Source organism: Halorubrum sp. CGM4_25_10-8A (assembly GCF_005435025.1).
In the GTDB taxonomy this organism is placed as follows: Archaea; Halobacteriota; Halobacteria; order Halobacteriales; family Haloferacaceae; genus Halorubrum; species Halorubrum ezzemoulense.
In genome coordinates this window covers 374,193-394,274 of sequence record NZ_SGTX01000001.1, presented here as the reverse complement: position 1 = coordinate 394,274, position 20,082 = coordinate 374,193, and the positions used below count along the sequence as shown (strand labels likewise).

Genomic DNA, 20,082 nt, shown 5'->3' with positions numbered 1-20,082 from the left:
ACCGCCCGTCCGAGACTCCAGTCAGGCGTCTTCGGCCGGTCGGATCAGATTCGCCAGCGCGACGAGCAGTCCGAGGAACCACCCGAGCGGAACTGAGATGCCGATCCACATCAGGACGTATCCCAGTCCCGGTAGCCCCCACTGCTCGCCGAAGGTCTCCAAGTCGAACGCGCCGCGGAGCGTCTCGTTGATCCCGCCCACCGAGAGGAACGTGTCGAGGATCCACCGCGCGAGCTCGTAGCTCGGCGGGAGGATCAGCTCCTCTAACGTCGGCGTGACGAGCGCCGCGACAACCGGCGGTAAGAACAGCGCCGTCATCGCGAACGGGTACGCGAGCAACACGCTGACGAACCGCCCGCCGAGCTTCGAGAAGCCGGCGGCGAAGGCGGCCGAGACGACGGCGACCGCGCTGGCGGCGCCGACCGCGATCACGGCGTCAAAGGGTAATTGAAGGTGCGTGATTACCGTGAGCGTCCCCCAGACGACGGCGGCGACGACGACCGCGCCGGCGACGCCGATCCGGGTGACCGCCGAGTCGAGCTTCGCCGCGTAGTAGCGCGTGGCGAACCCGACGAGCAGCAGTGGGTACGCGACCGCGACGAGCGGCGCACCTAGCACGGCCCAGAGGTAGTAGCCGACCGACTGCACGGCCGTCTCGGGCTTCCACTTCCCCAGGACCGCGCTCGGGTCGAGCTGTCGCGGGAAGACGACTTCCATCCACGTCTCGTGGAGGCGGACCACGTCCAAGAAGAGCGCTTCCACCAGCCCGGTTTGTCCTCGGCGTTCCATTTGCCTCACGTCGCGCGCGGCCCGACGTGAACTTTGTGCCTTCGGTTGCGGGGTTCTCGCGACCGATACCCGCGCCGATAGGCTTAAAGAACTGCGTAGACCTACCCGAACGCATGAAACGACGTGGGCTGCTCGCGGCGCTCGCAGCGTCGACTTCGGTCGCAATCGCCGGGTGCGCCGGCGAGGACGGGAGCTACGAGTTCGACGCCGAACCGGCGCGCATCCCGGAGAGCGCGTACGCCGAGGGGTTCTCCGGTGAGGATCCGGAGTCGTTCACCGTCGATCAGGAGTTCAACGCCGCGGGCGTGAACGCGGACGTGTCCGCGACGACGTGGATCGCCCGCTACACCAACCAGACGGTGGGATCAGCGCTGTTCGTGGCGAGTACCCCCAACGCTTCGATCGGCGGGCAGTCGGTCAATCCGCTCGTCCGGGCCGACGACGCGGAGCTCATCCGGCGGCTCCTCAGTCAGGTCGACCAGCAAGGGATCGGCGGCAACGGCACCGACATCCAAGCCGACGACATCGAGAAGCGCGGTGAGGAGACTCGGACGATCCTCGACGAGGAAACCTCCGTCTCGATCCTCGAAACCACCGTCAGCGCGGAGGTCAGTGGCGACGGCGGTCAGAGCGGCTCTGTCGAAGACATTCCCGTCCTCGTCTACATCGGCACCGTCCAGCACGACGACGACGTGATCGCGCTGGTGGGCGTCCATCCCGTCGAGATCGACCAGTCTGACCAACTCCTCTCGATGATGGAAGCGGTCGAGCACTGACCGCTTCTAACGACCGCTTCGCCTTCCCACCCACGTTCCACCCGTTTTCGAAACTCATCTCCGCACTCGTGGCGCCGCAGTCATGCGATTATTTTCTCGAGCGGAAGCTTTCACCTCCGTAAGTCATTTATAAACGATCGGCCGGAGTGAGAGATCCCGCGGGTACAAGACGCGCCTCGCGGTCGCCGGGTCGACTGTCGACCTCGGCCGTTCCGAGAGCTATCGCTTGGCATCCGCGGCCCGTTCGCCATGATCCGAACGCGATCGCTTCGATGGGTGTCGGTCGGAATTGTTGCCTGTCTGGTAATTGTTACTGTTGCGCTACTGTTCGGCGCAAATACCGTTACAGCCCAAAATTCTGATCAGGGCGTCTATTTAAATAAATCTGGCAGTCCAGATAGTCTTCGGGTAGGCAAATCCAGTCAAAACATTAGTAATATAAGCATTATATTAAATCAAGCAGACAGTGTTCAAAGTATCAAATTGTTTGTGAACCTGACTAGCGTTAAATCAAAAGGTGTTCGCACCTCTTCTGCTTCAATATCAATTAATAGCATTCAAAATGGATCTGTAACTAACACTTCCTACCTGAATTCTGACAATAGGTCATTTTTAACAGCAACTATTCGTCCCAATAAAACGGCTCACTCAATACAAATTGACTCTGCTCAAATATCTGGAATTGCCACAAATAACGCAAGTAAATCAGAGAAGCTAACATATAGTGTCGGCGTCACTAATAGTTCTACACATCCTTCTAGAGAAAAACGAAATGTGTCAAATACAAGTCCGTTCAAAATCATTGACGGTACTATTAACGTCCCAGATCAGGCGACTGGCTCACCACAGTTACATCGAAATACACCCACAACAATTGGAATAACAGTTGACAATCTTAGTGGGAATACAAATTCTACATTATTCATCACACGTGACGATGAGAATGAAGTGATTGGACAACGAGGTGTCTCTATAAATACTTTCAATCAGAAAGAATCGATTTCTGTGGATACAACACACCCTGGAGGTGATGTCAAGGCTTTTCTTGTTGCTAACTCCACTCTTGGTGATTCTGATTATAGCACTTTAGAACAATTACCCCCCAATATGACCTCTTCGGCATTGTCCACTGATAGTGGGCGCATTGTTACCGCAGATGTATATTTCCATAATCGATCATATAGCAGTCCACAGAGAAATAAAATTGTAGTTTCTTTCGCCAGAGTTTCTGATACAATTGATGAAAAGACCCCATTCTTTGTATCACTTCATCCAGTCAATTCAACTGGATATATTCTAAAAGATAATATAATAGCTAATTCGAAAGTCCTGACAGGATGGAATGACAATGTATCTCTCTATTTCAACACTACAACTTACAAGCGTGGTATTTTCCGCAGTAATCGTTATGCTGTTGCTATTCAACTAGCACGTGACTATAGTGGTGGTGACTGGATTTCTCCGAGGGATTCCGAGCTGCTTCGTAACTCTGATCTTAATGAGCAGTTTGTTTCCGACGGTGTTGCAGATGGCGGTGTTATTTCAATAACCACTGTTAGTACAAACGTCTCCTGCTCAGAAGGTATCCACATTAAACGTAACGAGTCGCTAAATAAACCAGTATATTCTGGCCAACCCATTTGTTATAGAAGTCCTTCAGACCCAAAAAGTGTCGAATTACACAAAATTAGTAAGGACAACACAACTCGTGTCGTTTCAGTAGGCACGCGGGTGAATAATTCATCCTACATTCAGTATAACACTTCACTGCTATCTTCAGGTACATATTATATTCACACGAATACTGGAAACACAAGAAAATTTGACATCATTGGGCGAGAGAAAAAAGACATCAGTTTGAATGATTCCCCCAGCCGAGTTGCTTATGCGGACTCTATCAAGACTTCTTTGTCTCATAGTGTCCCAGATTTAGAACTTGTTCTTGCCAATACGACAGGTAACAGTACAACAGCACTCGAAATGACAACTACTGATACGGGACCCACTCCCGTATCGGTCAACACGTATGCGTCGCCGAACTCTTCAGCGTTCGTCACGACGGGGTCCGGAGTTGACATCGAGTCGGTCACGGGCCATACTGACCCGCTCTCACCCGGAACGTATAATCTCACGCTGCGGTCGGAACACGGCACCGAGACCGCCACAGATACCGCCACGGTCACGGTCGGACCCCGCTCGACTGGCAACCTGACCGCGTACACGACGCGGGCGGCCTCGCCGGGCGACTTCGCGAACGCGACCGAGATACGCGAGGCGATCGCCGACGGAACGCTCGCACCCGCCGCGACTGCGACCGCGAACGACACGGTCGTGTACGGGGTGAATGCGTCCGGACTCACCGGCCTTCCTGCGGCCGCGAACGCGTCGCTGGAACGCGGGGAGGACCTTGCTCGTCTCGACGGCCTGTCGTTCGGAGTGGCACCGGCAGACGCGGACGACGCGAACGGTTCGACCGAGGGCGAGGCAGTGGGCCGGATGCCGAACGAATCCGCGGTCCACCTCGACCGAGACGGCCTGTTCCTCGTCGCCGACGGCGAGCACGCGTTCGGCACCGAGACACCGCCCGATCCGGGCGAGACGTTCGAGGGCACGTTCCGAGCCGACGACGATCGGTTGCGCGAGACCGCGGCGAACGACCGTCACCGCGTGACGACCAACCTGACCTACGGTGCTCTCGATCCGGCCGACTCCCTCGCGGAGAACGCGACGCCCGAGGGAACGGCCGGAACGAATCAATCGCTCAGTAGCAACGAGACGGCCGGAACGAATCAATCGATTAGTGGTAACGAAACGGCTGGAACGAACCGATCGCTCAGTGGTAACGAAACGGCTGGAACGAACCAATCGATTAGTGGTAACGAAACGGCTGGAACGAACCAATCGATTAGAGGCAACGAAACGGCTGGAACAAACCGATCGCTCAGTGGCAACGACACGGCCGGAACAAATCAATCGATTAGTGGCAACGAGACGGCCGGAACGAACCGATCGCCCAGTGGTAACGTAACGGTCGGAACGAACCAATCGCTCAGCGACAACGAGACCGCCGGAACAGATCAATCGCGTAGTGCCAACGCAACTGTCGAGACGGACCGAGCGTTCGGCGGCAACGGATCGACGGCCGTGAGCGCGCCGGGCGGCCCGACGGCGGCGAACCCGTCCGGGGCGACGGCGGGCACTAGCGCGTCTGGCGGCGGGCCGGCCAGCGGCGGCGGGTCGGCGGCCCCCGGTGGCGGGCCGGTCGCCGGGGGTGGTTCGACAGGTAGGGAGTCGGACGGGAGCGACGGTCCGGGTAGTGCCCCCGCTAACGCCGGAAGTGGTGCTGATCCCGCCGTTTCGTCGGACACTACTACTCCACCAGACTCCGCCGACGCCGCTGCCAGCAACCGTTCGGACCCCACGGGAGGGCCGACCGGCGTGGACGCGAATCGCTCGACGCGTCCCCCCGACGTAGGGACCTCGGTCGCTCCGGGTCGCACCGATATCCCGTCGTCTGCGGGGCCGTCCGAGGCCTTCGGTACCGGCGGCCTCACCGGAGGTGACGGACCCGGCCCTGCGGACCCCTCGGGCGGTGAGCAGTCGACCGCGAACCGCGCCGACGAGCGCGTGGATGCGCAGTCGACCGATTCGGCCGAGTCGTCGACGTCGTCCGAGGCGAGCGGTTCATCTTCCGACGCGGTCGCCCCGAGCGACCTCGGATACGACGACGCACCGATACGCTCGACCGCGTACGACCTCCCCGGGTTCGGTGCTGTCGCGTCGGCCGCGGCGATCGCGGGCGCGTCGCTGCTCGCTCGGCGCCGCGGCCGCAACTCGTGAACTGCGACGGGGCGGTCGCCACCTCGGAGTGGCCTCTTCACCCGCGCGGTTCACCGCTGGTCCTCGGCCGCCACCCATCGTCGATATGCTTTTGCTCGGCGGTGCCGTTCTCTCGCGCATGAGCGTGACCATCACACCGCCGGAGGAGCGCACCTGCGAACTGTGCGGGCGCGAAGAGCGGTGGGACGATGAGGCCGACGGGTGGCGGATCGCGGCGGAGCCCGGAAACGTCTACTGTATCCACGAGTGGGACATCAACGGCTCGTTCGTTCCCCTCGAAGAGTAGCTTCCGACTGGACGATCTGCCACTTCTGTCGCCCTAGCAAAGTCGCACGTATCATATAAATAGATATAATATTATTCCGGGAGCTAGCAACCGAGATACTTGATCGATTCTGGTCCGTGTTAATTGTTCACCACCCGTGATGAATAATTACCTTATATTCCCTAATGTGTGTACGATGGATCCTACCCCTATCAGGGTCATGCCTTTACCTGTTCATTCGAAGCGAGACGTATGACCAAGTCACGTAGTACCACCCGGGGCGTACGCGACTCGGAGCCCTCGGGTCAGGAGGGGGGACTCGCGGATCCGACGGACGACCGGTCGAACTGCGGGATCGGCGGCGTCGTCGACCTTGACGGCGCGCCCACGCACGAGACCGTCACGGACGCGGTCTCTCTGCTCGAAAACCTCGAACACCGCGGGACGACGGGTGCCGAGGAAAACACCGGCGACGGCGCGGGGATCATGGTCGCACGGCCGGACGCGTTATTCCGCGACGTCGTCGAGGCGGACCTCCCCGAAGAGTACGCGGTCGGCTCCGTGTTCATGCCCCCGGAGCCGAGCGTTCAGGCGGAGATCCACGACGTCATCGCCGAGGTGTGCGCCGTCTACGGGCTGGAGGTGCTCGCGTGGCGGTCGGTTCCGACTGACAACTCCGACCTCGGCGCGACGGCCCTCGACTCGGAGCCCGAGGTGTCGCAGGTGTTCGTCGCCCCCGTCGAGGGCGCGGGGCTCGCCCAGCGGTTCACCAGCGAGGAGGACCGGGCCGACGACGCCGATCCCGACCTGCTCGGCTTCGACCGCGCGCTGTACGCCGCCCGGCGCGAGATCGAGAACGCGGTGTCCGAGGTCGACGGCGCCGGCCGCTTCTACGTCTGCTCGCTCGACCGGCAACGCGTCGTCTACAAGGGGCTGTTGAAGGGGTCGCAGCTCGCCGACTACTACCCGGACCTGACCGACGAGCGGTTCGCGAGCCACGTCGCCTTAGTCCACGCGCGGTTCTCGACGAACACGCTGGGCGCGTGGCACCTTGCGCACCCGTACCGCAACATCGTCCACAACGGCGAGTTCAACACGATCCGCGGGAACGTCAACTGGATGCGGGCCCGCGAGACCGACCTCGACCACCCGGCGTTCGGGGCCGAGCTAGACACGATCAAGCCGGTGATCGACGACCCGAACCAGTCCGACACTGCGAGCGTCGACAACGCGCTCGAACTCCTCCTCCAGACCGACCGCGACCTCCCGCACGCGCTGCGGATGCTGATCCCCGAGGCGTTCCGCGACGACGACCTGATGAACGACGACCGCGCCGACTTCTACGACTACCACGCGTCGCTCGTCGAGCCGTGGGACGGGCCGGCTCTCGTCATCGGCTTCGACGGCGAGCAGGTCGCCGGCGTCCTAGACCGCAACGGTCTCCGCCCGTGCCGCTACGAGGTGACGACTGACGACCGCCTCGTCGTCGGCAGCGAGGTGGGCGCGCTCCCGACCGAGCCCGCCGACGTGCGCCGCCGCGGGCGGCTCCGGCCGGGTGAGATCTTCGTCGCCGACCCCGAGGCGGGCCGGATCGTCCCCGACGACGAGGTGTTCGAAGAGCTCACCGACGAGAAGTACGGCGAGTGGGTCGCGGACGGGCAGGTCGACCTCGACGCGCTTACCGACGAGGACGGCGCCGCGGCGGGGATCGACGCCGACTCCACCACCGAGGGCGACGGGGAAGAGTCGAGGCCGACCGTCCGCGCCCACCAGGCCGCGTTCGGCTACACGACCGACTCGCTGAACCACCTCGTCGAACCGATGGCGACCGAGGGGAAGGACCCGGTCGGCTCGATGGGCGACGACACGCCGCTGTCCGTGCTGGCAGATGTCGACCGCCCCCTGTTCACCTACTTCAAGCAGCTGTTTGCGCAGGTGTCGAACCCCCCGATCGACTACATCCGCGAGGAGCTCGTCACCTCGCTGGAGACCCGGATCGGGAACCAGCGCAACCTCCTCGCCGAGACGCCGGCCCACGCCGAGCAGATCGTCGCCGACACGCCGGTTCTGACGGACGCCGAGACCGCAGCGCTTCGCGACCTGCCCGGACCGGGCGAACGGACCCCCGGGGACGAGGGCGCGTCCGACGGCCCCGCGTTCGCCTCCGTCACCGTCGACGTCACCTACGACCGCGACGGCTCGCTCGTCGACGCCGTGAGCCGCGTCCGCGAGGACGCCGCGGCTGCCATCGAGGACGGGGCCGACGTGGTCGTCCTCTCCGACCGCGCCGTCGGGCCGGACCGGCTCGCGGTGCCGAGCCTGCTCGCGACCGGCGCGGTCCACCACCACCTCGTGCGCAAGGGGCTTCGCAACCGCGCGGGCGTCGTCGTCGAGTCCGGCGAGCCGCACGAGGTCCACCACCTCGCGACGCTCGTCGGCTACGGCGCCGACGCGGTTGACCCGTATCTCGCGTACGCCTCGATCGCCGACGTGGTCGCCGGCCCGGACGGCGCGGACGAGGACGAGGCGCTCGGGGCGTACCGGCACGCGCTGGAGGACGGGCTCCTCAAGACGATGGCGAAAATGGGCATCTCGACGATGGAGTCGTACCAGGGGGCCCAGATCTTCGAGGCGGTCGGGCTCGACTCCGACTTCGTCGCCGAGTACTTCGAGGGGACCGAGATCCGCACCGAGGGGATCGGGATCGAGCAGATCGAAGACGACCTCCGCACGCGCCACGCGATGGCTTTCGGCGCTGACCCCGAGCTGGAGACCGTCGGCGAGTACGAACACCGCTCCTCGGGCGTGAAACACGGCTGGAACCCCCAGACGGTCGGCACGCTCCAGCAGGCGGTCCGCGGGGGCGACTACGAGCAGTATCAGGAGTTCGCCGAACTGGTGAACGACCAGACTGAGGAGCTCCAGTCGCTGCGCGGCCTCCTTGAGTTCGACTCCGACCGCGACCCCGTGCCGGTCGAGCAGGTCGAGCCGGTCGAGTCGATCGTCGAGCGCTTCTCGACGGCCGCGATGAGCCTCGGGAGCCTCTCGCCGGAGGCCCACGAGAACAACGCCATCGCGATGAACCGCCTGGGCGCGAAATCAAACACGGGCGAGGGCGGCGAACCGCCGGAGCGGTTCGACACCGAGAAGGAGTGTACGGTCAAGCAGGTCGCCTCCGGTCGGTTCGGCGTCACCTCGGAGTACCTCGCGAACGCCGAGGAGCTCCAGATCAAGATGGCGCAGGGGTCGAAGCCGGGCGAGGGCGGCCACCTCCCCGGCGAGAAGGTGAACGAGATGATCGCACACGTCCGGTGTTCCACCCCCGGCGTCGGGCTCATCTCGCCGCCGCCCCAACACGACATCTACTCGATCGAGGACCTCAAGCAGCTCATCTTCGACCTGAAGGCCGCCAGTCCCGAGGCCGACGTCAACGTCAAGCTGGTCTCGGAGGCCGGCATCGGCACCATCGCGGCCGGCGTCGCGAAGGCGAACGCGGATGTCGTCCACGTCTCCGGCCACGACGGCGGGACGGGGGCGTCGCCGAAGACCTCGATCAAGAACGCCGGGCTCCCGTGGGAGCTCGGGCTCGCGGAGGCGAACCAGATGCTGCGCGCCACCGGCCTGCGCGACCGCATTCGCGTCTCGGCCGACGGCGGACTGCGGACCGGCCGCGACGTGGCGGTCGCGGCCGCCCTCGGCGCGGAGGAGTACATCTTCGGCACCGCCTCGCTCGTCACGTCGGGCTGCGTGATGGCCCGGCAGTGCCACGAGAACACCTGTCCGGTCGGCGTCGCGACCCAGCGCGAGGACCTCCGCCAGCGGTTCCCCGGCCAGCCGGACCACGTCATCAACTACATGACGTTCATCGCGCAGGAGCTGCGCGAGATCATGGCCGAGCAGGGGTACACCGAGCTGGCGGAGTTCATCGGTCGGCCCGGGCTGCTCGCCCAACGCGACACCGACCACGAGAAGGCGAAGCACCTCGACCTGTCGGCGGTCATCGCCGAGCCCGCCGGCGAGTCCCGCACGAAGGTCCGAGAGCAGGCGCACGGCGGCATCGACGACCTGCTCGACTGGGACCTCATCGACGAGGCCGCGCCCGCCATCGATGACGGTGCGCCGGTCGCGCTCACCCGCGACATCCGCAACGTCGACCGCGCGGTCGGCGCGACGCTCTCGAACCGCATCGTCTCCGAACACGGCGGCGAGGGGCTCCCGGACGACACGGTCTCGTGCCGCTTCGACGGCGAGGCGGGCCAGAGCTTCGGCGCGTTCCTCGCGCCGGGGATCACGCTGGAGCTGTCCGGCGCCGCCAACGACTACGTCGGCAAGGGGCTCTCCGGCGGCCGGATCGTGATCGACACGCCCGCGGAGGCGTCGTACGATCCGACCGAGAACGTCGTCGCGGGGAACGTCTGTCTGTACGGCGCCACGTCGGGCGAGATGTACGTCAACGGCGTCGCCGGCGAGCGGTTCGGGGTCCGCAACTCCGGCGTCAGAGCCGTCGTCGAGGGCGTCGGCGACCACGGCTGCGAGTACATGACCGGCGGCGTCGTCGCCGTCCTCGGCGACACCGGCCGCAACTTCGCGGCCGGGATGTCCGGCGGCATCGCGTACGTGTACGACCCCGACGACCGGTTCGCCGACCGGGTGAACCGCGGGATGGTGTCGGTCTCCGAGACGCTGGAGGGGTCCGACGAGCGGATGCTCCGCCGCCTCGTCGAGAACCACCGCGAGTACACCGACAGCGAGCGCGCGGCCGAACTGCTCGACGACTGGGAGGCCGCGCTCGACGACTTCGTCCGCGTCTTCCCCGACGCGTACGCCGAGGTCATCGCGGAGGGCAAGGGCGCCGACGTGCGCGAGGAGCCGCCCGCGCCCGCCGCCGCGGTGCCGGACGCCGACGCCGACGCGGCCGGGCAAATCTCCGGCGACGACTGATTCGCACCGCCTCTCACGGCATCGTCGAAGCCCGGGGTCGGCGATGGATTTCGACAGCTTGGAGGCGTACGGAACGCGTCTCTCGCACCGAGCGATTCCCAGGTCAGTCGCCACAGGATTATTATCGCCTTCGTTACTGGTCGGACCTGTGTCCGTGGACGAACACGGTCGCAACAGCACCGAGCCCTCACCGTCTCTCGATCCCGTCTCCCACCGGTTCAGCGTATGACCTCAAAATCGCGGGACCGGCCGGCCGGACTCGTACCGGTGGCCCTTCTCATCGCGCTCGCAGGTGAACTCCTCGGCGTGCTCCTCCTCGTCAAGACCGCCGTACCTACTCTCTTCCTCGCTGCGGCGAGTCTGCTCGCGCTCATAGCCGTTAATACGATCCGATCATCCGAACCGGACACGCACGAGCCGATCTGAAGCGACGAGACGAAGTGATCGACGGCGCCGGTTCAGGCCACTCGCCCGTCTCGACGGGACGCCGGTGAATATTTCACCGGCCACCGAGGCCGACCGGTCTCCCGATCAGTCGTCGAGCGACTCCGCGTCGACCTCGCTCTCCGTCGCCCGCTCGACCGCGCGGTCGACGTGGCGCTCGCGGGCGCGCTCGACGAACTCCTCCGGAAGCTCGTCTATCTCGCCGGCCTGAACGCCCCAGAGCTTCGCGTAGAGGCCGTCCGCGGCGAGCAGTTCGTCGTGGCTCCCCCGCTCGACGACCTCGCCGTCCTCCAACACCAGGGCGGTGTCGGCGTCGGTCACAGTCGAGAGCCGGTGCGCGATGACGAACGTGGTGCGGTCGGCCGCGAGGCGGTCGAGCGAGCGCTGGATCAGCATCTCCGTCTCGGTGTCGACTGCCGAGGTCGCCTCGTCGAGAATCAAGATCGCGGGGTCCTGAAGCACGACTCGGGCGATCGCGAGTCGCTGGCGCTGGCCGCCCGAGAGCTTCACGCCGCGCTCGCCGATCCGCGTCTCGTAGCCGTTCGGGAGTGAGGCGATGAACTCGTGGGCCTCCGCGGCCTTCGCGGCCTCGACGACCCGCTCTCGCACCTCGCTCTCCTCGGCGTCCGCTTCATCGATCCGCGTGAACCGCCCGTAGCGGATGTTCTCGGCGATGGTGCCGTCGAACAGCGTGGTGTCCTGCGCGACGTAGCCGACCGACGAGCGGAGGCTCTCGACGGTCACGTCGTACAGCCGGAGGAGGAGCTTGAGCAGCGTCGACTTCCCCGCGCCGGTCGGTCCGACCAGCGCGACGGTGTCGCCCGGATCGGCCGAGAAGGAAACGCCGCTGAGAACCTCCTCGTCGGCGTCCTCGGGGTCGACGAGGGCGTTCCCGGGGTACGCGAAGGAGACCTCGTCGTACTCGACGGCGCCCGCCACGCCGCCGTGGTCGGCCGCGGCGTCGGCCGCGTCGCCGGTCGCGTCGTCAACTGCGTCCTCCGTCGCGTCGTCGACCGTGCCGTCGACGCCGCGGCCGCGCTTACTTCCGCCGTCGCTCCGGGTCTGGCCGCCGAGTTCGATCGCGTCGTCGTCGTTCTCGATGCGGACCGGGATGTCGCGCAGGCCGAACACGCGCTCGCAGGAGGCCTTCGCGTTCTCGTACTGGTCGATGATGTTCGACACCTCCGCGAGCGGGGCGACGAACTGCTGGGTGAGGAGGACGAACGTGACGAACGTCCCGACGGTCAGCTCCGTCGAGAAGGGGCCCGGCGGGCCGTTCGCGAGCCAGAAGCCGCCGACCGCGAAGGTGGCGGCGAACGCCAGCCCGGCGAGCAGCTCCATCCCGGGGCGGTAGACGTAGTTGAGCCGGAGGATCGACATCGTGCGCCGGAAGTACGAGAAGGAGGCGTCCTCGACGCGCTCGCTCTCGTGGGCCTCCGTGTTGGAGGTCTTCACCAGCTCGACGCCCGAGAGCGCGTTCTCGAGGGCGGTGTTGAGGTCGCCGACGACCGAGCGCTGCGCGACGTACCGGGGTTCGACGGCGCGCATGAACCACAGCGTGAAGAGGAACATCAGCGGGATGGCGGCGAGGGTGATCACGGCCAGCTCGTAGTTGTAGTAGACGAGGACGGTCGCGATCCCGACCACCATCACGCCGAGGCGCGCGGAGTTCTGGAGGGCGTTGTCTAAGAACACCTCCAGGTTCGAGGCGTCATTGTTGAGGACGGACATGACCTCGCCGGTCTGCTTGTCGTCGAAGAAGGTCATGTCGAGCCGCTGCATCTGGTCGAAGGAGTCGGTGCGGACCGCGTGCATCACGCGGTGCGCGAAGTTGTTCGCCGCGATGCCGTAGACGTACGTGAACACGCCCGTCACGATGAACGACCCGAAGATGAGGATCACTGAGAGGCGGAACTGGGCGGCCTCCGCGGTCGGCAGCCACGCGTCGGGAACGATCGGGAGCGTGTAGGGGCCGGAGCCGGTGAAGACGGCGTCGATGGCGACGCCCAGCACCACCGGCGGGATCAGCCCCGCGACCCGGGCGACGACGTTGGCGACCATCCCGATCACGAGCCAGTGCGCCTCGGACGCCCCGTACTCGCGGAACAACCGCCCGAGCGGTCGGTCCACCCGGTCGCGGTACACTTCGAAGGCGTTGCGCTCGTCGGCAGCCATAGCCGTATGAGCGCCGGAAGCCCCATGTATCCGGCGGCTTCGGCGGCCCGTTCCGGGTTCCGACGACGCAAATCCTGGCCCCCGAGGAGGCGAACAAACCCGCGTGAATACAGCGGCGCGCACCTCCGAGCGCCCGAGGGGGGTGCGAGGAGCGCGACGAGGCCGGGGAGGTGTGTGGAGCGGTGCCGTGCGGGGCGGGGCTCGAAGGGGCAGCCGCGAGGACGAAGCACGGCGACGCAAGCACTGGAAGGGGCGAGCGAAGCGAGCGACTGAAGCGCACAGCGAGCCGCGCGAGTCCTCGCGGCTGGGGCTTCGACGGTGTTCGCCGTCACTCCGCAATCGGCCGCGACTGTGACGGGAATCACCCCAGAGCCGTCGGTCGGGTTCGGTCGCCGGACCGTTTAATAAGCGTCACGCGAACCCACGTACGTGGACGAACTCGTCGTGAGCACGGAGGTGTACGCCGACCCCGAAGACGTGTACGCGTTCCTGCTCGACTTCCCGCAGTACGCGAACTACTCCGAGTACCTCCGAGAGGTCGAAACGGTCACCGGCGACGGCGGCCCCGGCACCCGGTACGCGCTCACGTTCGCGTGGTGGAAGATCTCCTACACCGCCCGCTCCGAGGTGACCGGCGTCGAGCCGCCCGAGCGGATCGACTGGGAGATAACGAAGGATATCGACGCCGGTGGCTGCTGGCGGGTGACGCCGACGTCGACCGACGGGGGCGGAGCGGCCGCCGAGGAGACTGACGACGCGCCCTGCGAGGTCGCGCTCGAAGTCGAGTTCGACCCCGGCTCCGCCAGTCCGGACGCACTCGACCTGCCGCGGCTCGTCTCGTTCGACTGGGTGTTGAAGAAGGCGATCCCGCTGATCCGAAGCGAGGCCGAGCGCGTCGTCGAGCGCGCCGTCCGCGACTTGGAGGGATCGCGACGCGACGTGGACCTCGACGTGTACGTCGACTCCGACCGGATCTGAGCGTGGGCGGCGCGCGGTCCGGTCGGTCCGCGATTCGAAGCCCTTAAGATATTCACCGCGGAACGAACGAATGCGTTCGAGGGCTCGTAGATCAGTGGTAGATCATCCCCCTGGCACGGGGAAGGCCCGGGGTTCAAATCCCCGCGAGTCCATCCTTTTCCTCACTTCGTTCGCTTAGTCATTCCCTCGTGTGGTCCCACTCGCTCGCTGTGCTCGCTCGCGGGACCCCCGCGAGTCCGTATTTTTGCCCCGCGAGAAACGCTGCGAGCGACGTAGACCTGTAACGAGCGGTGACGTTTCCTGATTTGCCATTCTAAATATCAGCAAGTTTGAATAACATTCATACGGCGGATCAGAAAGATAAAACCGCTATATGGCGGCTTCGAGCTACCCTGATGATTGGGACGAGAGGCGCAGAAAAGTTTATTCACGTGACAATTATACCTGCCAACAATGTGGTGCCCGGGGTGGGTCCTCCGGAGATACTGAACTCCACGCGCATCACCTTACGCCACGATCTGAGGGTGGTTCTGATTCGTTAGATAATCTTCAGACGCTCTGCGTTAACTGTCATAATAGTCAACACAAGCACGACATCACACGGGATACAACTCAGAACGACCAACAGGATATAGTGAATAACTACTTGTCTCGTGTATACACAATTTTACCGTTTTTCTTCTTCGTTGTAATTAAGCACCTGATAGCTCCGCTCGCTGCTGGCTATGGTTATTTCTACATTTTGAGTGAAGCATCATCCATTGCGGGAAGTATACACTGGCTTCTCACACCTATTGTGCTGCTCGTACTCGGAACTACTGGTGGGATCCTCGGCCTTCGTTTCCAATCTATTGTCTTCAAGTCGTATCTCCTTGTGTTCGGGATCCTCGCTTGGTACGTTTCCGGCCAAGATCCGACATTCATTGAGAGATTAGGTAGGATTATGACAGACGCTCACTGGTTTGAAGCTCTTATCGCAATTCCCACGGTTCTGTTTGGTCTGTTCGGACCTTTGCTAATTACTCTCGGCACACGGATAACGGGGACTACAGAAAGCAATCGGATTAATTGAAAGCCGTGAGGACGGCGACGGTCTCCCGGACGGAGAAGTTTCGCGGCAGGTCGCTCATCGCTTGAACCACGAGGCGTCCGGTTCGGGCGCGTCGATGTCCGGCTCGCGGGCCTCTTTGGCCCGCCGCCAGCGAGTAGGCTTCAGCAGTTGGCCGCGGGCGACGACCCCGCGGCAGCACGCGCCGATTCGGTCGGGCCGCCGCACCGCGCTCGGCGGCCGGACGTGGAGGCACACCGTCATCGCGAGCGGGAGCCAGAGGAGCGCCGCGACCGCCGCGCCGAGCGCGACGCCGACGACGCCGAGCGCCGCCAACGCCGCCGTCCCCGTCACGAGTTCGGTGACCGCGTCGACGCCCTCCCGTACCCTTTCCGACCGCCCTCGGGCGGAACGTCGACGCCGAAGGCGGGCACGCGGTCGCCGTCGAGGTTCGCGTCCAAGAGCGCGCCGTACTGCGCCTGCCGCCGGCGGTCGTCGAGCAGCAGGCTCTCGTAGCGCGTTCCCGCCTCCTCGACGACCACGCCGTTGACGGGGCCGAGCGCGCGGTCCGGCAGCGTCGTCGCCTCGCCGTGGTACCCCGGCGCGAGGTGGCAGGGCCGCCCGCGGTCCGCGCGGTCAGGAGCCCGGGATAGGTCGCGGACTCGGACCGCTGGCCGTCGGGATCGGCGGCCGCGTCGGTCGCGTTCGAGGATCGCTCCGCCCCGATGTATCTCGTCGTGAGCCGTGCCGCGCGCTCCGGTACGGAAACGGGGTGGAAAGACGTTATCCCCGGTTCCCGTCCCTACTCCGCGACCGCCGCCTCCACGGCCCTGCTCTCCTCGTTCGTCAGGTCGTAGCAGTCGCAGAGGATCTGGTCGATGAGGCGGTCGGTCTCCTCGATCCCCGCGTCGAGAGCACACTCGCTCGCCCGACCCTACTCCGGCCACGCCTCCCGCTCCCGCCGGTCCGTCTCGCGAGAAAGCTCCGGCGGCACCTCCTCCAGCAGGGCCGGCGCGAACGACCACCCGACGTGCCACGCGACGACCTCCTCGTCTAGCTCCTCCAGCCGCACGTCCTGTTGCCCGTAGTACTCGCCGTCGACCGTACAGGAGCCGCCTCCGTCCGTGATACAGACCCCCCCGCGCTCGTCGTAGGTGATCTGGACGTGGGCGTCGCGCGCGCTGTCGACGAACTCCCACGCGAACCGGTCGCTCCCGACGATATCCTCGCGGCCCGCGAAGTAGTCGAGCGCCGCGGCCACCTCGTCCTCGACGGGCCCCGTGACCGCGCCGTCGTCGGCGCGCAAGTGGATCTTCAAGGGCCGATGCGTCGCAAGCGTGCTCGTCGCGTTCATCAGCCCGGCCGGCTCCTCGCCGTGTTCGAGCCCCTGAACGTGGCCGAGCTCGTGGATGATCGTCGCGTTCATGTCCGCGTCGGAGACTCGGGGATCGACGGTCGCGGTCATCGGCGTCCGCGGCTCGTCGACGAGCAGGTCCGCGCAGCCGAAGTACCGCGTGTCGTTGCCCTCGACGCCGCAGCGCTCCACGCGGTCGAACCGGAGAACGACGTCCGCCCGCGACTCGTCGCTCACCCGCTCGTAGGCGACGGGATAGCCGAGGTAGCGCTCGTCGTTCCGCTCCCAGTACCCCGTCGCGGCCGCCGCGACGCCGGAGACGTTCCGGTCGACCGCCGCGTCGTCGGCGTAGAGGCCCAGCGTCGTCTCCCCGTACGGGCTCGGGTGCGACAACGCGACCGCGCGCTCCCGCGTCCGGTTCGCGGTGGTCACGACCAGCGGGTGGGCGCCGCCGTCGCGTCGCACGTCCGCGAACGTGACAGACACTCGGCGCTCCGCGCCGCCGTCGAGCGCGACCGTCCGGTTCGCGCTCGCTCCCGCGCCGTACCGGATCCGGACCGTCTGGGTCCCGGCCCGGTCGCCGACGTTCCTCACCGTCGCCGCCACCGAGAGGTCTCCGCCGTACTCGACGCTGTCGGGGGCGTCGATCGCGGAGACCGCGAACGTCGCCGCGCGGGCCTCTCCGACGACGATCGAGCGGGTCGCCGTCGCCCCGCCGACGGTCACCGTCAGGTCGTACTCGCCCGGGTCGAGCGCCGCGGCGTCGACGCCGGCCGTCACCGTCAGCGTCCCGGTCGCCGGGACGGACCGGTTCTCGGCGACCAACGTCGCGTCACCGACCCGGACCGTCACCCGAACCGGGTCGAGTCCCGCGGCCGAACCCCCCTCGCCCGCGGATCCGCCGTCGCCCGCGAGCCCCTCCCACCGCGCGGTCGCCGCGACCGTCGCCCGCTCGTCGTGGCCGAGCGACTCCGGGGCGGAGACGGACTCGATCGACGGTGACGGGTCTCCGGGGGGGCCGGCCAGCTCCCCGCCGAGCCCGCCGCAGCCGGCGAGCGCGACGAGCAGCGCGACCGCGAGGACGGCGGTGGTCTCACGCATCAGTGATCACAGCCTCCGACCCGGACGCACATAACGTTCGTTCCACTCACCCGCCCCGCTCGGCGGTCGCGACCGGCGTCCGGTCGGTTCCGTGCTCCCCATCTCACGGAACGACACGCGCTTGTCCGTCCGCGCCTAACCGCACACGTGACGCTTCGAAGCGACGTGCTCGCGGCGATCGGCGCCGACCGCGGGGCCTTCCAGACACGCCTCTCTGCGCTGACCGACGAGTACGACCTCGACGGCGTGACGCTCCCGACGCACTCGGACGCCCCCGCCGAGCGGGAGCGCGAGGCGCTGTTCGTCGACCGCGTCCGCGCGCTCGACGACCTCCCCCTCGGCCTCACGCTCACCGGCCCGGCGTACCGCGACACGCCGATCGTCTACGTCAACCGCTGGTTCCGCGAGTGGACCGGCTACGGGCTCGACGAGCTCCGCGGTCGGAACCCCCGGCTGTTTCAGGATCCGGACGCCGCCGCCGACCCCCGCGCGGACTTCCGCGAGGCGCTGTCGACGTGGTCCGCGGTCACCGTCGAACTCCGCAACCGTCGCCGGGACGGTACTCCCTTCGCGAACCGCGTCACGCTGCGGCCGCTGTTCGGGGACGCGGGGACCGTCACGCACTGGGTCGCGGTCCAAGAGCCGGAGCCGATCGACGGGCCGGACGCGGGCGTCGAGTAAAATCGCCCCCGAACGCGCCCCTCACCGCAGCGTCGACGTGGGGACGACGGACGGGAGCACGCCCCCGCCGGTCGCGTCCTCGACGACCGCCTCGGCGGCGTGTTCGCCGCTGAGCAGGCACATCGGCATCCCGATGCCGGGGTTGGTGTACGCGCCGACGTAGTAGAGGCCGTCGACGCCGGGGGCGCGGTGGGCGGGGCGGAGCGGCCCCGTCTGTTCGAGGGTGTGCGACAGCGCCAGCGCCGTGCCACGGGGCGCGTTGAACCGCTGCCGGAAGTCGGAGACGCAGGCGGTCTCCTCGAAGACGATCCGGTCGCGGAAGTCGACGCCAGCGTGTTCGGCGAGGTCGTCGAACACCAGGTCGCGGAACCGCTCGCGCGTCTCGGGGTCGTCCTCCAACCCGGCCGCCAGCGGGACGAGCAGGAAGACGGCCTCGTGCCCGTCGGGCGCCGCCTCGGGGTCCGTCTTCGACGGGACGTGGACGTAGTATGCGGGGTCGTCGGGCCACGCCGGCTCGTCGAAGATGTCGTCGAAGTGCGGCCGCCAGTCGGTCGGGAACACCAGCGTGTGGTGGTCGAGGTCAACGTCGCCCTCGACGCCGATGTACGAGAGGTACGCGGAAGGCGCGTACGTCCGCGACTCCCAGTACGACTCGCGGTCGACCGTCCCGCTCGGGAGGAGGTCGCGCTCGACGTGCGGCGGCGGCGCGTTCGCCACGACGCGGTCGAAGCGCGCCGACCGCGCCGCCGCGGTGGACTCGCCCATCGCGCGTCGCTCCGTCTCCACGGTGAACGTCGGCGTCGCCGCCGGCACCGACGGCTCGATCGCGGTCACCGGCTCGTTCGTCCGGATCGTGACCCCGAGGTCGCGCGCGAGGTCGGCCATCGCGTCGACGACGCTCGCGATCCCGCCGGTCGGATGGTAGACGCCGAGGTTCATGTCGACGTGGCTCATCAGCGTGTAGATCGCGGGCGTGTTGTACGGCGACCCCCCGAGGAACACCAGCTTGTACTCCGCGATCTGGCGGAGCTTCTCGCTGTCGAAGTAGTCGCCGACGTAGTCGTCCATCTCGCGGAGCTTCGGCAGCGCCCGCCCGGACCGGAGCACGTCGGCGTCGACCATGTCGCGCAGCCGCGACCGGCTCGGGTAGACGAACCGGTCCATCCCGAGCTCGTACGCCTCCGCGGCGTCGGCGAGGTAGTCGTCGAGCACGTCGCCCGCGCCGGACTCGTACGACTCGAACAGCGCCTTCTGTCCCTCGCGGTCGGCCGGCATCGACGCGCGGTCGCCGTCCTTCCAGATCACCTCGTACAGCGGGTCGAGCTCGACCAGGTCGTAGTAGTCGTCCGTCGATCGCCCGAAGTGTTCGAAGAACCGGTCGAACACCTCCGGCATGAGGTACCACGACGGGCCGGTGTCGATACGGAACCCGTCGCGCTCGATCCGCCCGGCGTACCCGCCGGGGTGCTCGTTGCGCTCGAACACCGTCACATCCGCCCCGGCGTCGGCGAGGTACGAGGCCGTCGAGAGCCCGCCGAAGCCCGCGCCGACGACGGCGATCGACTCCCCGGCCAGCGGCTCGGTCGCCTCCGATAGGTCCGCGTCCGGTTGGGGTGTCATTACGTCTCGCTACGCGTCCGGGACCGTTTACCCTGCGGTCATACCATGTTAGGGGCGCCGCAGTCCCGCG

At 66.0% G+C, this 20,082-nt stretch carries 14 protein-coding genes, 1 tRNA gene and 1 pseudogene; 10 read left to right on the top strand and 6 right to left on the bottom strand.

The features are described from left to right. Positions 1-21: 21 nt before the first annotated feature. The gene (locus EXE52_RS02015) at positions 22-762 is read right to left on the bottom strand and encodes a hypothetical protein (RefSeq protein WP_049931344.1); all 741 of its coding nucleotides are present in this window, start codon (positions 760-762) and stop codon (positions 22-24) included. Between the two features lie 140 nt (positions 763-902). On the opposite strand from EXE52_RS02015, the gene EXE52_RS02010 reads away from it, so the two are divergent. The 5 genes from EXE52_RS02010 to EXE52_RS18190 all read left to right on the top strand — a co-directional run bounded on the left by EXE52_RS02010 (position 903) and on the right by EXE52_RS18190 (position 11,037). Next, the gene (locus EXE52_RS02010) at positions 903-1,565 is read left to right on the top strand and encodes a DUF6517 family protein (RefSeq protein ID WP_089307879.1); all 663 of its coding nucleotides are present in this window, start codon (positions 903-905) and stop codon (positions 1,563-1,565) included. Positions 1,566-3,545: 1,980 nt separating this feature from the next. After that, positions 3,546-5,405, top strand: coding sequence for a hypothetical protein (locus tag EXE52_RS18385; protein ID WP_199239127.1), 1,860 nt, complete (start codon positions 3,546-3,548; stop codon positions 5,403-5,405). A 118-nt stretch (positions 5,406-5,523) separates the two neighbouring features. Beyond that, a complete protein-coding gene (locus EXE52_RS18380; protein WP_167373064.1) occupies positions 5,524-5,691 on the top strand; it encodes an HEWD family protein in 168 nt (55 codons plus the stop codon). 231 nt (positions 5,692-5,922) lie between these two features. Further along, entirely contained in the window at positions 5,923-10,611 is a 4,689-nt protein-coding gene (gene gltB / locus EXE52_RS02000) for a glutamate synthase large subunit (protein ID WP_089307878.1), read from the top strand. A 267-nt stretch (positions 10,612-10,878) separates the two neighbouring features. Beyond that, positions 10,879-11,037, top strand: a complete 159-nt coding sequence (locus tag EXE52_RS18190) for a hypothetical protein (RefSeq protein WP_155120034.1) — start codon at positions 10,879-10,881, stop codon at positions 11,035-11,037. A 105-nt stretch (positions 11,038-11,142) separates the two neighbouring features. Here the strand turns inward: EXE52_RS18190 and EXE52_RS01995 are convergent, their stop codons facing one another. Beyond that, the gene (locus EXE52_RS01995; RefSeq protein WP_137703404.1) at positions 11,143-13,230 is read right to left on the bottom strand and encodes an ABC transporter ATP-binding protein; all 2,088 of its coding nucleotides are present in this window, start codon (positions 13,228-13,230) and stop codon (positions 11,143-11,145) included. A 429-nt stretch (positions 13,231-13,659) separates the two neighbouring features. On the opposite strand from EXE52_RS01995, the gene EXE52_RS01990 reads away from it, so the two are divergent. The 4 genes and pseudogenes from EXE52_RS01990 (at position 13,660) to EXE52_RS18665 (ending at position 15,280) form a co-directional block, all read left to right on the top strand. After that, a complete protein-coding gene (locus EXE52_RS01990) occupies positions 13,660-14,208 on the top strand; it encodes an SRPBCC family protein (RefSeq protein WP_049931104.1) in 549 nt (182 codons plus the stop codon). An 80-nt stretch (positions 14,209-14,288) separates the two neighbouring features. Beyond that, positions 14,289-14,360: transfer RNA gene (locus tag EXE52_RS01985), tRNA-Ala, on the top strand. Positions 14,361-14,581: 221 nt separating this feature from the next. After that, a pseudogene (locus tag EXE52_RS18670) lies at positions 14,582-14,809 on the top strand (HNH endonuclease); the annotation flags it as partial. 33 nt (positions 14,810-14,842) lie between these two features. Then, positions 14,843-15,280, top strand: coding sequence for a hypothetical protein (locus EXE52_RS18665; protein ID WP_241988192.1), 438 nt, complete (start codon positions 14,843-14,845; stop codon positions 15,278-15,280). A gap of 54 nt (positions 15,281-15,334) precedes the next feature. On the opposite strand, the gene EXE52_RS01975 is transcribed toward EXE52_RS18665, so the two are convergent. From EXE52_RS01975 to EXE52_RS01965, 3 genes are all read right to left on the bottom strand, one after another. After that, positions 15,335-15,610, bottom strand: coding sequence for a hypothetical protein (locus EXE52_RS01975; protein ID WP_089307875.1), 276 nt, complete (start codon positions 15,608-15,610; stop codon positions 15,335-15,337). After that, on the bottom strand, positions 15,607-15,798 hold the full coding sequence (locus EXE52_RS01970) for a hypothetical protein (RefSeq protein ID WP_089307874.1): 192 nt from the start codon (positions 15,796-15,798) through the stop codon (positions 15,607-15,609). The genes EXE52_RS01975 and EXE52_RS01970 overlap by 4 nt, the downstream gene beginning before the upstream one ends. 392 nt (positions 15,799-16,190) lie before the next feature. Continuing rightward, the gene (locus EXE52_RS01965; RefSeq protein WP_089307873.1) at positions 16,191-17,711 is read right to left on the bottom strand and encodes a matrixin family metalloprotease; all 1,521 of its coding nucleotides are present in this window, start codon (positions 17,709-17,711) and stop codon (positions 16,191-16,193) included. A gap of 147 nt (positions 17,712-17,858) precedes the next feature. Between EXE52_RS01965 and EXE52_RS01960 the strand changes: the two genes are divergently transcribed. Beyond that, positions 17,859-18,392 (top strand): PAS domain-containing protein, encoded by a 534-nt coding sequence (locus tag EXE52_RS01960; protein WP_089307872.1) that lies wholly within the window; start codon positions 17,859-17,861, stop codon positions 18,390-18,392. 21 nt (positions 18,393-18,413) lie between these two features. Here the strand turns inward: EXE52_RS01960 and EXE52_RS01955 are convergent, their stop codons facing one another. Further along, positions 18,414-20,012, bottom strand: a complete 1,599-nt coding sequence (locus EXE52_RS01955) for an NAD(P)/FAD-dependent oxidoreductase (protein WP_089307871.1) — start codon at positions 20,010-20,012, stop codon at positions 18,414-18,416. Positions 20,013-20,082 lie beyond the last annotated feature (70 nt).